Below are 13,988 nucleotides of genomic sequence, written 5' to 3'. Positions count from 1 at the left end.
GTGCAGACAACGGCCCCAACTTAAGATTGGGGCTTCAATGTTTCCCAACTCGGTTCCGACATCATGCGGGCCCAATGGGAATATAACCCTCTAGCTGCTTCTTCAGAAAATACATAGGAGGTTTTACCCGGAAATTCCGGATTGTTTTTTCCCGGAAGATTCAGCCCCATTTGCATAGCCAGCGGTGCAGTTCTGGACTTGTACCCACGAAGAGCGCTCTGAATTTCAACCCAGTTCTCCCCGTCATCCTGCTCGAACACTCCACTGGCACTGAACGTACGGACATTTTGACGAGCCAGTTCATCCTTGATTTCCTGCGGCGCATCCTTATCAACGACGACGAAGGCCCACACCTCAATCTGACCCGGCCCCTTCGGATGCCAGGTCCTTACTGTGTTCATACCATACGGCAAGAATGAGCAGTTTGGAAAGATATTCATGTGGCTTGTCCCCATTCTGTGGTATGGCAGCAGAGGGGCCAGACGTTCCTTCGCCTTTTCATAAGCAGGGCCTTCGCTATAATATTTGTCGACTATGGGTCCTATGCGGTGCGAACCTCTTGCTGCATCAATATAAAAGCCGCATCCATGACCGCCCCATTTGGCACTGAACTGATGTCCTTTCATATGAGGCTCAAAACTGGATATATCTTGCTCGGGTGGCATCCCTGCAACTACAGCAGCCATATGGGATGACGGGGCATGGTACATGTCACTGGCAAATTGCTCCGCAGCAAACTTCCAGTTACAGTCAATCACCCACTTTTGCATGACCCCGATGGCTTCTGTCCCTGCCTCGGAACGATCCAACATGGTGTCCATGTAAGGGGTTGCATCACTTAAATAGGTCAGCAAATCCGGCGCTTCCGGATCCCAGTTGGCAAATACTAACCCTTTGTATATCTCCACCCTTGCCTGCATCGGCCCCCACTCTTCTTTCTTGAATCCCGAGAATGCTTCTTCTTCAAACGGCACATTTACCAGATTTCCTGCTGTGTTATACGCCCAGCCATGGTAGGTGCACGTGAAGGCCTTGGCATTCCCGCAATCCGCCCGGCAAATCTTCATCCCACGATGCCGGCATTGGTTATGGAACACCTTGATGCTTTTATCTCTCTGCCGCACCATCACTACAGGATCTTCTCCCATATAGGTGGTCAAGTAATCCCCCGGTTTGGGAACATGGCTTTCATGGCCAAGAAGCAGCCATGAACGGCCAAAAACCCTCTCCAATTCCAACTCATACAGTTCCTGATCCGTATAAATGCGTGGATCTAACAATCCCTTCTCCTCATCGATAAGGCCACGGATTGCTTCTGGTGTCCATTTTCCTGAATTAAGGCTCATAGATTAAAACCTTCCTTTCTATTTAAAATTATGAATTGAAATCGCTTTCTTCTATCAAGTTTAAATTTTTTTACGATTAAAAAATACAGCAAAAAGTGCTTTTTTTTCTGTATTTTTTAAATATTTAGTACAAATAAAGTTATAAAATTTTCCATTTTACAGCGCACGGAATATAAAGATAAATTGTGCTGAATTGCTTTTGCTTTGTGTTATTCAAAGTAGTTGATAACTTATTTGAGCTGCTTACTGGTGGATTCGGTCCGGTTTAGTTGTTGCAGTCGGCTTTAAAAGTTACTGTTTTACCGTAAAAGTGTTGAGGAGCTGGAGAAAGTAGAAGAAGAAATTGTCTTTCTAGAAAAAGAAGAGCTTGCTCATTTTCTTAAAAGAACATATTCATTCAAACTGCTTGCTTCCATGTTCTCCTCTTATCGGAGAAAAGAAACATAAGAATAAAGACATCACCGAAATGGCCAAACATTTAAATACAGATAGTAAGACATATAAGTCACTTGAAGAAAACCTCAAAAGTAATTCAGCACTTCTAAAAGAATATGGAGAAAAGCTCGGAGAAATATTAGGTGTTGGAAATTTTGAAGACTGGCTAGAATTAGTAGCTTCAACATTGATAAAAATTTTGCCTGTATCAACAATCGTCGGTGCTCACACAAAAAGTGATCTCGAAATAATAGAAATCAGTGTACCATCTGTCTATCAAAAAACAGATGAGAATGGAATCGGCTATTATATTACCTATACAGAGGAAGAATTAAAAAGAAATTTATTTAACCTTGATAATATACTCAACCAAGAAGTACACGATGTTTTATATAAAGATAAAGTGTTATCAAAATCTGAAATAGAAAAAGTAAAGACGATGCTGAAATTGTTATTGGAAGATGACTAATTAAAGGAGGCACATAATGGCTTACTTCCGTAAACGGGGGGATAAGTGGAGTTACACCGTCAACCTAGGCATAGACACTATTACAAAAAAACGAAAACAGATTACAAAATCAGGATTTTCTTCAAAAACAGCAGCTAAAGAAATGGAATTCAAAATTTCTAGAGGAGAATTTGTACAAGACTCTAATATGAACTTTCATACGTTAGCAGAAAAGTGGCTAGAAAGTTATTCAACACAAGCTAAAGTAAGTAGTGTACGTGCTAGAACGAAAGAATCTAACGTATTACTTAAACAGTGGACAAGCACACCAATAAAGAGTATTAGTAAGTCTGTTTATAGAGAATATTTAAATGAGCTGAGCAAAATGTATTCACAGAATTATATGGATGGGATTCATACAACAGGCAGAATGATCTTCAAATTTGCCGTTGAGTCTGAATGGTTACAACAGAATCCGACAGAAAACTATAGCCTTCCTAAACAACAAGCTACTATTGAAGAAGTTGAAAAGGAAAATCTCAGAAAGAAATTCCTAGAAAAAAACGAACTTATAGGATTCTTATCCCTTGCTCGTACTGAAGGACTTAGTAATGATTATACGCTTTTTTCGCTATTAGCCTATTCAGGCATTCGGATAGGTGAATCGTTAGCTCTCAAGTGGCCTGATATCAATTTTAGGAGTGGATCTATACGAATTTCCAAGACTTTATATAATCCCACGAACAACAAGGTGAATTACACATTGCTTACACCAAAAACAAAAGGATCTATACGTACGATTAAAATGGACGATCAGGTCATGAAGTTGCTAAAAAAACATCTACTACAGCAAAATAAAATGAAAATTCAAAACAGGAATCATTACTTGGATGAAAACTTTGTCTTCGCTTCACCAGAGGGATATCCATTGGTGCAAAAACTGCCTGCACTACGATTACAACGTCTTCTTAAGAAGTTACCTCATATTAACAAGGAAATTACGTTGCATTCATTCAGGCATACGCATACATCCTTACTGATCGAAGCAGGGGTGGGGTTGAAAGAAATTCAACAACGATTAGGACATACAGATATTCAAACAACGATGAATATCTATGCTCATATGACTGACAACATGGAAGAAAAGGCCTCCCATCAGTTCAGTAAACTGATGGAAGACCTTCAACTTTAAAAGCCATTTCCACGTTAGGTGAGCAAATAGGTGAGCATTTATATCTAAATACTCTTTAAACCCCTATATTTCAAGGGATTTAAAACCCTATTACATCATGCCGCCCATTCCGCCCATGTCAGGCATGCCCATGCCGCCAGCACCAGCAGGTTCTGGTTTGTCAGCAACGACAGCTTCTGTAGTTAAGAACATAGCTGCTACAGAACCAGCGTTTTGTAGAGCTGAACGAGTTACTTTAGTAGGATCGACGATACCTGATTCGATCATGTTCACCCATTGTCCAGTAGCTGCGTTGAAGCCAGTGCCTACTGCTTCGCCTTTAAGGCGCTCTACGATTACAGAGCCTTCAAGTCCAGCATTGTGAGCGATTTGACGAACAGGCTCTTCGATGGCACGAAGAACGATTTTCACGCCTGTTGCTACGTCGCCTTCCGCTTGGATTTCAGCGATTTTATTGTATACGTTTAGAAGTGCTGTACCACCACCAGCTACGATACCTTCTTCAACAGCGGCACGAGTGGAGTTCAATGCATCTTCAATACGAAGTTTACGTTCTTTCAATTCTGTTTCAGTAGCTGCACCGACTTTGATTACAGCTACGCCACCAGCTAATTTAGCAAGGCGTTCTTGTAATTTTTCACGGTCGAATTCAGAAGTTGTTTCTTCTAATTGAACACGGATTTGGTTTACACGAGCTTGGATTTGAGCTGTATCTCCAGATCCTTCAACGATCGTTGTATTTTCTTTTGTAACAACCACTTTAGACGCACGGCCTAATGAATCGATTGTTGCAGATTTAAGATCAAGTCCGATTTCTTCAGTGATTACTTCGCCGCCTGTAAGAGCTGCGATGTCTTCAAGCATTGCTTTACGACGGTCACCGAATCCAGGAGCTTTAACCGCAACAGCGTTGAATGTTCCACGAAGTTTGTTCACAACAAGAGTTGCAAGTGCTTCGCCTTCTACATCTTCAGCAATCAATAATAGCGGTTTTCCTTGTTGTACAACTTGCTCAAGTACAGGAAGGATTTCTTGGATATTCGTGATTTTTTTATCAGTGATCAAGATATATGGATTCTCAAGGACAGCTTCCATTTTATCTGAATCAGTAACCATGTATGGAGATGCATATCCGCGATCGAATTGCATACCTTCTACTACGTCCAACTCAGTTGTGAAACCTTTAGACTCTTCGATTGTGATGACGCCGTCGTTACCAACGCGCTCCATTGCTTCCGCAATCAGTTGGCCCACTTCTTCATCAGCTGAAGAGATGGCAGCAACTTGTGCGATTGATTCTTTGTTTTCAACAGGTTGGGAAATGGCTTTCAATTCTGCAATTGCAGTATTGACCGCTTTCTCGATTCCTTTACGGATACCCATTGGGTTAGCACCAGCTGTTACGTTTTTAAGACCTTCACGGATCATCGCTTGCGCAAGAACCGTTGCAGTAGTTGTACCGTCACCAGCTACGTCGTTTGTTTTGCTTGCTACTTCAGCAACCAATTTCGCACCCATGTTTTCGAATGCATCTTCCAATTCGATTTCTTTAGCGATCGTCACACCGTCATTTGTGATAAGCGGCGAACCGAATTTTTTCTCAAGAACCACGTTACGACCTTTTGGTCCAAGCGTTACTTTAACTGCATCTGCAAGTGCGTCCACACCGCGAAGCATGGAGCGGCGAGCTTCTTCACTAAATTTAATTTCTTTAGCCATTTATAAGTACCTCCCTAAAATTTAAGAAAATTTTCGTTCAGTTAAGTATGATGTATAATTAGCCGATAACAGCTAGAATGTCGCTTTCACGTAAAATTAAGTATTCAGTGTCTTCGTATTTAACTTCAGTACCTGCATATTTTGAGAAGATAATTAGATCGCCTTGGGCAACCTCTAAAGCAACACGTTCGCCATTTTCAAGGACACGGCCAGTACCAACTGCTACTACCTTACCTTCTTGTGGCTTTTCTTTAGCAGTATCAGGAAGAACAATACCGCTTGCAGTTTTTTCTTCAGTTTGAACTAGTTCAATAATAACGCGATCACCTAATGGTTTTAACAAGTGAAACAACCTCCTCATATTCTCTTGATAATTTGTTTCATGATTATTAGCACTCTTCATCATCGAGTGCTAACACATTTATAATATTAAATAAACCGAGCCTTTTTTGCAAGTATCTTATTGAAAATTTTTTATTAATTTCTGATAAATTACGGGTAAACTACTTTAGCATAATGATTTCCTAAACATAGTCATTGAAATGTCATGTTAGGGGTACCTTTAAGTGGTGTTCTTCCCCAATTTTTGATACCATTTTGTAGTATGCGTTTATAGATTGTCCCCATGTCAGTAACGTTCCAAGCGGATGGGTGACTATAAAAGGAGTTTTCATTTTTGAAAAAAGAATATTGGTTCGTCATCATCACTTATATTGCCATGCAATTATCCAGTATTGTCGGGGTACCCATTTTCATGCTGATCGGGTCTTATACCGGAATGCCGGCTGATGAACTCGAAGTGAAATCTGCAGCATACTGGATAGTTTTCAGTTTTCTCGCTGCTTTATTCTTGATTCTTTTTTTAATGAGAAAAGATATGAGGGAAAAGCTGGACACGAGAAACCAAACTTCCGTATCCATGTCCATATTATGGGCAATTGCAGGAGTGTTCATGGCTCTTTTTGCGCAAAGCATTGCCGGAAGCATTGAACAAATGCTTGGGGTGGAGTCTGAATCTGAAAATACGCAGCAACTCATTTCACTCATTTACAAAGTCCCCATGGTCATTTTCGTCACTTCAGTAATTGGACCTATATTGGAAGAATTAATTTTCCGTAAAATCATTTTCGGATCACTTCATAAACGCTTTAACTTCTTTATTTCAGCTTTAATCAGCTCAGTTATTTTCGGCTTGGCGCATGGTGAATTTGAACATCTTCTTTTATATACGGCAATGGGCTTCACTTTTGCTTTCCTTTATGCGAAAACAGGCCGCATTCTCGTATCCATGAGCGCTCATATTGCGATGAACACGCTTGTTATCATCCTTCAAGTGGTATATCGGGAGGATATTGAGAAGATGCTAGATACTGCACAGGCCTTCATCGGAGGTTTATTATGAAACGTCAATCACCATTATTCATGGGCATCATTTATGCAGGCTTAGGAGCTCTTTTTACCGCTATCGCAATTCAAACCGTCAATTCTTCAGGATGGGGACTCTTTGCCTACATACTTGTCCTTATTGCGACTCTTGATTTTGGATCGGGATTACGCATGATCATGCTGCACTTTAAGATTAAATCCGCACAAAAAAATAAGAAAAAATAAAAAAACGCTGCATGGCTGCAGCGTTTTTTCATTCCTCCAAAGCGGCTTCTTCCACTACCGGATAATGTTTCAGGAAGTAGATGAGCGACTGAAGTTCCACGGCCAGGTCAATGTGGTGGACCCTTATGGATGGCGGCACGGTCAGCCGTGCAGGTGTGAAATTCAATATTCCTTTTATGTCAGCTTTGACTAGACGATCGGTTATCGTCTGGGCTACCTGTGCAGGCACTGTCAATATAGCCGCAGTAATATTATTTTCCTGCAATAGTGTATCGATTTGATCCATATGGTAGATGGGCACATCAGCTATTCGCTTGCCGACCTTTTCTTCAGAAACTTCGAAAGCCATTTCAATTTTTGTATTATTATTTTTCATGAAATTGTAATTTAAAAAAGCGGTTCCTAAATTCCCCACTCCGATTAAAGCGACTTTGGTCAATTCGTCTTGATCTAGTGTTTTCCTGAAGAAGGATAATAAATAATTGACATTGTAGCCGTAGCCTTTTTTCCCAAGCGCGCCAAAGTAGGAAAAATCACGGCGAATGGTAGCAGAATCCACTTTTACGGCTTCACTTAGCTCAGCCGAGGAAACTCTTTGTTTGCCTGAGGAATGTAAGTTCTTTAAAAATCGATAATACAATGGCAACCTTTTGGCTGTTGCCTGCGGTATCTTTGGGTCATGGTTCATTGTTCTTCCCCGCCTTCACACATGCTTTTCAACTTAATCTCTATCTGTTCGTTTTACTTGCCTTTTATAATCGCTACTAGACACTCCGCCTGTTTTCTCCACTAAGAATGTAGGCCCGATCACCATTCCCTTATCAATGGCCTTACACATGTCATAAACAGTCAAGGCAGTCACGGATGCAGCTGTTAACGCTTCCATTTCCACACCTGTACTCCCTTTTGTCTTAGCTTCCGTTTCAATCCTAAGCCTATATCCTTGTTCTTCTTTTTCCCAATCAAAGGCTATATTGACCCCTTGCAGAGCAATGGGATGGCACATCGGAATTATATTGGATGTATTTTTGCTGGCCATGATTCCTGCAACTTGTGCAACAGCCAGTACATCCCCTTTTTTCATTTTATGGTTCGTGACCAATTCATATATTTCATCATTCAATAAAATGCTCGACTGAGCCACTGCCGTCCGGGTTGTTTCAGGCTTAGCACTCACATCGACCATTTTGGCCCTGCCCTGTTCATTAAAATGCGTTAAGTCTCCCATTTAAGTAACCCCTCCTAAATCATACACTATTATTCCACTTTATGTAACAGCTTTTCTTTCAGCTTGGAACCAAGCTGTTGCCGATAATAACTAAAATACGTTAAACTAACAGTAATCAATTGAGGTGAAATCTATGATTTTATTACAAATCAATCAACTATCGAAATATTATGGAGCTGAACTTATTTTATCAAATATGAAGCTCGAAGTTCAAAATAAAGATCGAATTGCCCTTGTCGGCCGAAATGGCGCCGGCAAATCCACTCTGCTAAAAATCATTGCCGGGCAGCTTTCCCATGATGGCGGTGAAATAATCAAACCAAAAGGCGTCACCATCGGCTATATGGCCCAGGATACTGGATTGGAATCCGAATTGACCATTTGGGATGAAATGCTTACTGTATTCACTGATCTTATAGAGCAGGAAAAGGAACTGCGTCGCCTTGAGGCTGATATGGCCAGACCTGATATCTTTGAAAACGAAACGGTTTACCAAAAAGTGCTGAATGAATACGACACTTTGATGGTGGCATTCAAAGAGAAGGGCGGTTATCAATATGAAGCGGATATCCGTTCCGTATTGCATGGTCTTCAGTTTGCCGACTTTGACTATTCTACCCCAATTTCCACTTTAAGCGGCGGGCAAAAAACAAGGCTTGCATTAGGTAAGCTGCTTTTAAGGAAACCGGATATATTGATTCTGGATGAGCCGACGAACCATTTGGATATCGAAACCCTCTCTTGGCTTGAACAATATTTACAAGGCTACCAGGGAGCTGTCCTCATTGTTTCCCATGACCGCTATTTTTTAGATAAAGTAGTAAACCTGGTTTATGAGATTTCCCGGAATAACATGAAAAAATACCATGGTAATTATAGTTCTTACCTAGAGGGAAAAGCGGAAGATTATGAGCGGGACATGAAACTGTTCGAGAAACAGCAAGGGGAAATCGAAAAGCTTCGCGATTTTGTCCAACGTAATATCACAAGGGCTTCCACAACGAAAAGAGCACAAAGCAGACGTAAACAGCTCGAAAGGATGGATGTACTGGACAAGCCGCAAGGTGATGAAAAATCCGCGAATTTTTCTTTCCAGATTGAAAGGCAAAGCGGAAATGAAGTACTCCACCTCCAGGACCTGGCTATCGGATACGAAGGGGAAACGGTATCAAAGAATATTAATTCCCGGATGACAAAAGGAGAGAGCATAGCACTTGTCGGCCCAAATGGAGTTGGAAAATCAACTTTATTGAAAACGATCATTTCCAAGCTGCCTGCCCTTTCTGGGGATTTCCGTTTTGGAACGAACGTAGAAGTCAGCTACTACGATCAAGAACAGGCTAACCTTGTTTCCAATAAACGCGTACTCAATGAATTATGGGACGACTATCCCCTTAAACCGGAAAAGGACATTCGCACCGTACTCGGTAATTTCCTATTTAGCGGGGACGATGTTTTGAAAACCGTATCCACACTAAGCGGGGGCGAAAAGGCTCGGCTTGCTCTAGCCAAAATGATGATGCAAAAAGGGAATTTTTTAATTCTTGATGAACCAACGAACCATTTGGACCTCGATAGTAAATTGGTGCTTGAAAATGCATTAATTGATTATCCGGGAACTATTCTATTCGTCTCACATGACCGTTATTTCATAAACCGGATAGCAACGAAAGTGATAGAGCTCTCCAAAGACGGCAACGAAGAATTCCTCGGTGATTATGATTACTATGTAGAGAAGAAACAGGAGCAAGCGGAAATCCAAGCACTTGAACAGCAGGATCAGGCTAAAACTTTAGATGCGGCTGCAGAAAAAACAAATTACAAAATTGATAAAGAAGCAAAAAAAGCTGAACGCCAGCGAAAACGGCGCATTGAGGAAATCGAGACAGCCATGGAGCTTCTTGAAACTGAAATAAACGAATATAATGACCTCCTATGTGATCCAAATGTTTTTCAGGACCACGAAAAAGTAATGGAAGTCCAAACAAAACTTGATCATGCACAAGAAAGTCTGGATCAGCTTCTCGAAGAATGGGCTGAACTGGAAGAATGATAAAAGACCGAGTCATTGACTCGGTCTTTTTCTTTTCCAACCAAAGTGTCGCTTGAAAGTTATCCACAAACTTGTTAACAAACCACTTACCGCTCATTAGCCATTAATTTGAGTTATACACATTATCCACAGAAACATATCCACTTATCCACAAAATACCCCTTTATACACATGCAGGATGATTATCAAAAAAACTTTATCCACAGAATATTCTATTATTTTATTAACACGATAAAAAGACAGGATGCCAAAGTGAGGGATCCTGTCTTCTCGTCCATTAAAATGCTTCTATATCCAATCCAGGATTTCCGTTCAAATCCAAACCGGATCTCTTTCCCTTTTCAAACATGACACTGCCAGCAGCACCAATCATGGCAGCATTGTCGGTACAAAGATAGAGGGGCGGAATGGATATATCCATAGGTAAATCCTTAAAAGCTTCCGTTAATGCTTCCCTAAGGCCTTTATTTGCCGCAACTCCTCCAGCAAGCAATACCTGTTTCACATTATATTCCTTTGCAGCCTTCACAGCTTTCATTACAAGCACTTCTATCACGCTTGCTTGGAAACTTGCCGCTAAATCTTTAGGTTCAATTTTTTCCCCGCGCTGTTCTGCATTATGCAAAGTGTTGATTACCGCTGATTTCAACCCGCTGAAAGAAAAGTCATAGCTGCCATCCAACCATGCCCTAGGCAGTTTCAAGGTTGGTGAGCCTTCTTGCGCAAGCCTATCGATATGAGGCCCGCCAGGATAAGGGAGCCCCAAGGTTCGAGCCACTTTATCATACGCCTCTCCTGCTGCATCATCCCGCGTCTCCCCGATCACCTTGAAAGAACCCGGTTCTTCTAAAAGCACCAATTCCGTATGACCTCCCGAAACGACTAAAGAAAGCGCAGGATATTCAATCTCCTGAATAAGCCGATTTGCATAGATATGACCAGCGATATGATGCGTACCGACAATCGGGATTCCATGTGCGAAAGCTACAGCCTTCGCCGCATTCACACCTATTAATAGAGCCCCTACAAGGCCGGGACCTTCAGTAACGGCAATGGCATCCAAGTCTTCATATGTCACACCCGCTTGCAGCAGCGCTTCTTCAAGAACAATCGTAATTTGTTCTACATGATGACGGGAAGCTATTTCCGGGACGACACCGCCAAAACGTTTATGGCTTTCTATTTGTGAAGCCACGACATTACTCAGTATCTCCGTTCCATTTTTTATCACGGCTGCCGCAGTTTCATCACAGCTTGTTTCAATTCCTAATATAATTTGATCTTTTTTCATGAAAAATTCACCCACATTACATAAGCATCCTCTTGATTGTCTGTATAATAATTCTTTCGGATTCCGCCCTTTTGGAAACCAAGTTTTTCATAAAGCGAAATGGCTACGGCATTACTGACACGGACCTCAAGTGTCATCCTCACCACACCCATTGAAATGGAGATTTCAATCATCTTCCTGAGCAAAGCTTCTCCAAGCTTTTGCCCTCGGTATTCTGGTAATATCGCAATATTGGTGATGTGCGATTCATCAATGACGATCCAGGCACCGCAATAACCGGCAATTTTCCCTTCATCCTCTATCACCATGTATACAGCATATTGATTATGATTCAATTCATTAAAAAAGGCTTCCCGGCTCCAAGGCAAAGTAAAGGACTGCTTTTCCACGTTAAGCACCTGGTCGATATCTGCCGTATTCATCTTTCGGAACGTCAATGTTTTACTCATAATAATCGGTCGCTTTCCTTGTTTATTTCCCCTGCTGTTCAAGCCACTTAGCTTCTGCTTCAGCCATGCGGATATAATTCGGTACAAACTGGTGAACATCCACTTCAGCCTTATCAAGACCAATGAATGCCAGTTCGCTTGGCCTTGAATTATATGACTGTACTGGAGCAAATACCGCTAATTCGCCTAATGCATCTGTAATTGCATCCCGATGGATGTCCACATCTTGACCAACAAATAAAACAGGACGATTTAATTCCTTCAATTGATTCGCCCACTCAGAGGATAGAATATTACAATCTTCAATGACTGTCTTTAAAGAATCCTTTTCCATTTCATATAATCCAGTATAAATCTGCCCTCTTCTTGCATCGAACAAGGGAGATATCAACCCGTTAAAATAACGTCCATTAGCTGCTAAAACCTCTAAGCTGGAAACACCTGATAACGGAATCTGAAGCGTCCAGGCCAAGCTTTTCGCTATCGTCACTCCAATCCTGACTCCCGTATAGGAGCCTGGACCTTGAGCGACCACTATCTTAGTCAATTCCTTCGGTTTAGTATCGCAGTCCCTCAACAGTGTTTCAATTGCTGGCATTACCCGCACCGAATGATTTTTCTTTAGGTTCGTCGTATACTCACCAATTACATGATTCCCGTTTACAAGTGCAATCCCTAATGTGAAATTCGATGTATCTATAGCTAAAACCTTCATCAAATAATCTCCTTACATAACTTTACATATCGTTCGCCTTTGGCTTCCAAAACGATACGCCGGCTTGTATCGCCCAAACGATAGATATAAATGGTCAAAATTTCCTCTGGGAGGTGATCCTTTATTAAATGGGCCCATTCAACGACAGTCACACCATCACCATCAAAATATTCATCAAAGCCTAAATCTTCTTCCGATTCACTTACCCGATAGACATCCATATGATACAAAGGCAAGCGACCCATGTACTCCTTTATTATCGTAAAGGTAGGGCTATTCACCATTCTGGTTACACCCAATCCTTTAGCCAGCCCTTTTGTGAATGCCGTCTTCCCTGCACCCAAGTCACCTTCTAGAGCCAGCACATCTCCACTGGAAAGCTTTTGTGCCAATTTGTGCGCAAATTGCGCTGTTTCTTCCTCATTCTGAGAAATCCATTCAACATGTTGCATATATCAATCACCTTTATCATTATTAGGAAAACGTCCGTCCTATAATTCATGTCGAGAACCATAAACGCAATATTATGGAACAAAAACCATTCTATATGTAGTTTACCTTGTTTCAAAAGAAGAAACAAATAAGTTAAGGACATATTATTCGAATTTCAGATAAAACAAAAAAACGAAACCTAAGTTTCGTTTTTTTCATGATTGCGGGGACAGGATTTGAACCTGCGACCTTCGGGTTATGAGCCCGACGAGCTACCGGACTGCTCCACCCCGCGACGGTATAAATGTTGCTTTTATAAATATAGTATTCCCGTTTATTCAAAAAGAATACAAAGATTATAGCTTGGCGGCGTCCTACTCTCACAGGGGGAAACCCCCAACTACCATTGGCGCTGAAGAGCTTAACTGCCGTGTTCGGAATGGGAACGGGTGTGACCTCTTCGCTATCGCCACCAAACATTTAATCTTTTAGCACATTTATTATCATAACATGTATGAAAACAAAATGCAAGAAGAAATTTTCATTCCTTCAAAACTAGATAATAAGAAGGTATTTCATTTTTTTAAAAGCGTTGGTTAAGTCCTCGATCTATTAGTATCAGTCAGCTCCACATGTCACCATGCTTCCACCTCTGACCTATCAACCTGATCATCTTTCAGGGATCTTACTAGCTTGCGCCATGGGAAATCTCATCTTGAGGGGGGCTTCATGCTTAGATGCTTTCAGCACTTATCCCGTCCGCACGTAGCTACCCAGCTATGCCTTTGGCAAGACAACTGGTACACCAGCGGTGCGTCCATCCCGGTCCTCTCGTACTAAGGACAGCTCCTCTCAAATTTCCTGCGCCCGCGACGGATAGGGACCGAACTGTCTCACGACGTTCTGAACCCAGCTCGCGTACCGCTTTAATGGGCGAACAGCCCAACCCTTGGGACCGACTACAGCCCCAGGATGCGATGAGCCGACATCGAGGTGCCAAACCTCCCCGTCGATGTGGACTCTTGGGGGAGATAAGCCTGTTATCCCCGGGGTAGCTTTTATCCGTTGA

General features: G+C 41.7%; 14 protein-coding genes, 1 tRNA gene and 2 rRNA genes (1 of these 17 only partly in view). 5 read left to right on the top strand and 12 right to left on the bottom strand.

The window, feature by feature from the left end; genetic code table 11:
• Positions 1–20 precede the first annotated feature (20 nt).
• Positions 21–1,346, bottom strand: a complete 1,326-nt coding sequence (locus tag MHB45_RS26275) for an aromatic ring-hydroxylating dioxygenase subunit alpha (RefSeq protein WP_048680352.1) — start codon at positions 1,344–1,346, stop codon at positions 21–23.
• A gap of 466 nt (positions 1,347–1,812) precedes the next feature.
• On the opposite strand from MHB45_RS26275, the gene MHB45_RS26270 reads away from it, so the two are divergent.
• Together MHB45_RS26270 and MHB45_RS26265 are read left to right on the top strand one after the other, a co-directional pair.
• A complete protein-coding gene (locus MHB45_RS26270; protein WP_142398511.1) occupies positions 1,813–2,250 on the top strand; it encodes a hypothetical protein in 438 nt (145 codons plus the stop codon).
• 16 nt (positions 2,251–2,266) lie between these two features.
• Positions 2,267–3,421 carry a site-specific integrase gene (locus MHB45_RS26265; RefSeq protein WP_048680346.1) on the top strand — a complete coding sequence of 385 codons (1,155 nt, stop codon included), beginning with the start codon at positions 2,267–2,269 and terminating at the stop codon, positions 3,419–3,421.
• A gap of 90 nt (positions 3,422–3,511) precedes the next feature.
• On the opposite strand, the gene groL is transcribed toward MHB45_RS26265, so the two are convergent.
• The gene (gene groL, locus MHB45_RS26260; RefSeq protein WP_340908148.1) at positions 3,512–5,140 is read right to left on the bottom strand and encodes a chaperonin GroEL; all 1,629 of its coding nucleotides are present in this window, start codon (positions 5,138–5,140) and stop codon (positions 3,512–3,514) included.
• Between the two features lie 58 nt (positions 5,141–5,198).
• A complete protein-coding gene (groES, locus tag MHB45_RS26255; RefSeq protein ID WP_034306337.1) occupies positions 5,199–5,483 on the bottom strand; it encodes a co-chaperone GroES in 285 nt (94 codons plus the stop codon).
• 333 nt (positions 5,484–5,816) lie between these two features.
• On the opposite strand from groES, the gene MHB45_RS26250 reads away from it, so the two are divergent.
• Both MHB45_RS26250 and MHB45_RS26245 read left to right on the top strand, forming a co-directional pair.
• Positions 5,817–6,542, top strand: a complete 726-nt coding sequence (locus MHB45_RS26250; RefSeq protein WP_034306339.1) for a CPBP family intramembrane glutamic endopeptidase — start codon at positions 5,817–5,819, stop codon at positions 6,540–6,542.
• On the top strand, positions 6,539–6,751 hold the full coding sequence (locus tag MHB45_RS26245) for a YdiK family protein (protein WP_048680342.1): 213 nt from the start codon (positions 6,539–6,541) through the stop codon (positions 6,749–6,751). Before MHB45_RS26250 ends, MHB45_RS26245 begins: the two co-directional genes overlap by 4 nt.
• 28 nt (positions 6,752–6,779) lie before the next feature.
• Here MHB45_RS26245 and MHB45_RS26240 read toward each other — a convergent pair whose 3' ends face one another.
• Complete coding sequence (locus tag MHB45_RS26240) at positions 6,780–7,439, bottom strand: redox-sensing transcriptional repressor Rex (protein ID WP_034306345.1); 660 nt, start codon at positions 7,437–7,439, stop codon at positions 6,780–6,782.
• Between the two features lie 33 nt (positions 7,440–7,472).
• A complete protein-coding gene (gene moaC, locus MHB45_RS26235; RefSeq protein ID WP_034306347.1) occupies positions 7,473–7,979 on the bottom strand; it encodes a cyclic pyranopterin monophosphate synthase MoaC in 507 nt (168 codons plus the stop codon).
• 133 nt (positions 7,980–8,112) lie between these two features.
• Between moaC and MHB45_RS26230 the strand changes: the two genes are divergently transcribed.
• Positions 8,113–10,032 (top strand): ABC transporter ATP-binding protein, encoded by a 1,920-nt coding sequence (locus MHB45_RS26230; protein ID WP_048680335.1) that lies wholly within the window; start codon positions 8,113–8,115, stop codon positions 10,030–10,032.
• Between the two features lie 277 nt (positions 10,033–10,309).
• Here MHB45_RS26230 and tsaD read toward each other — a convergent pair whose 3' ends face one another.
• The 7 genes from tsaD to MHB45_RS26195 form a co-directional block, all read right to left on the bottom strand.
• Positions 10,310–11,323, bottom strand: coding sequence for a tRNA (adenosine(37)-N6)-threonylcarbamoyltransferase complex transferase subunit TsaD (gene tsaD, locus MHB45_RS26225; RefSeq protein ID WP_048680391.1), 1,014 nt, complete (start codon positions 11,321–11,323; stop codon positions 10,310–10,312).
• Entirely contained in the window at positions 11,320–11,772 is a 453-nt protein-coding gene (rimI, locus tag MHB45_RS26220) for a ribosomal protein S18-alanine N-acetyltransferase (protein ID WP_053533463.1), read from the bottom strand. The genes tsaD and rimI overlap by 4 nt, the downstream gene beginning before the upstream one ends.
• 22 nt (positions 11,773–11,794) lie before the next feature.
• Complete coding sequence (tsaB, locus tag MHB45_RS26215) at positions 11,795–12,487, bottom strand: tRNA (adenosine(37)-N6)-threonylcarbamoyltransferase complex dimerization subunit type 1 TsaB (RefSeq protein WP_072273915.1); 693 nt, start codon at positions 12,485–12,487, stop codon at positions 11,795–11,797.
• Positions 12,487–12,939 (bottom strand): tRNA (adenosine(37)-N6)-threonylcarbamoyltransferase complex ATPase subunit type 1 TsaE, encoded by a 453-nt coding sequence (tsaE, locus tag MHB45_RS26210; RefSeq protein WP_034306358.1) that lies wholly within the window; start codon positions 12,937–12,939, stop codon positions 12,487–12,489. The genes tsaB and tsaE overlap by 1 nt, the downstream gene beginning before the upstream one ends.
• A 201-nt stretch (positions 12,940–13,140) precedes the next feature.
• Positions 13,141–13,214, bottom strand: a tRNA-Met gene (locus MHB45_RS26205).
• Positions 13,215–13,280: 66 nt separating this feature from the next.
• Positions 13,281–13,396: ribosomal RNA gene (rrf, locus tag MHB45_RS26200) — 5S ribosomal RNA — on the bottom strand.
• 115 nt (positions 13,397–13,511) lie between these two features.
• Positions 13,512–13,988: ribosomal RNA gene (locus MHB45_RS26195) — 23S ribosomal RNA — on the bottom strand; it runs 2,456 nt beyond the window's last position.

Origin of the sequence: Peribacillus sp. FSL K6-5616 (assembly GCF_038008245.1) — a bacterium.
GTDB lineage: Bacteria > Bacillota > Bacilli > Bacillales > DSM-1321 > Peribacillus > Peribacillus frigoritolerans.
This window is presented reverse-complemented; position numbering and strand designations above follow the sequence as displayed.

Coding starts and splice junctions, on each gene's coding strand:
- MHB45_RS26275 (WP_048680352.1), bottom strand. CDS start 1,346: ATGAGCCTTAATTCAGGAAAATGGACACCAGAAGCAATCCGTGGCCTT.
- MHB45_RS26270 (WP_142398511.1), top strand. CDS start 1,813: ATGGCCAAACATTTAAATACAGATAGTAAGACATATAAGTCACTTGAA.
- MHB45_RS26265 (WP_048680346.1), top strand. CDS start 2,267: ATGGCTTACTTCCGTAAACGGGGGGATAAGTGGAGTTACACCGTCAAC.
- groL (WP_340908148.1), bottom strand. CDS start 5,140: ATGGCTAAAGAAATTAAATTTAGTGAAGAAGCTCGCCGCTCCATGCTT.
- MHB45_RS26245 (WP_048680342.1), top strand. CDS start 6,539: ATGAAACGTCAATCACCATTATTCATGGGCATCATTTATGCAGGCTTA.
- MHB45_RS26240 (WP_034306345.1), bottom strand. CDS start 7,439: ATGAACCATGACCCAAAGATACCGCAGGCAACAGCCAAAAGGTTGCCA.
- moaC (WP_034306347.1), bottom strand. CDS start 7,979: ATGGGAGACTTAACGCATTTTAATGAACAGGGCAGGGCCAAAATGGTC.
- MHB45_RS26230 (WP_048680335.1), top strand. CDS start 8,113: ATGATTTTATTACAAATCAATCAACTATCGAAATATTATGGAGCTGAA.
- tsaD (WP_048680391.1), bottom strand. CDS start 11,323: ATGAAAAAAGATCAAATTATATTAGGAATTGAAACAAGCTGTGATGAA.
- rimI (WP_053533463.1), bottom strand. CDS start 11,772: ATGAGTAAAACATTGACGTTCCGAAAGATGAATACGGCAGATATCGAC.
- tsaB (WP_072273915.1), bottom strand. CDS start 12,487: ATGAAGGTTTTAGCTATAGATACATCGAATTTCACATTAGGGATTGCA.
- tsaE (WP_034306358.1), bottom strand. CDS start 12,939: ATGCAACATGTTGAATGGATTTCTCAGAATGAGGAAGAAACAGCGCAA.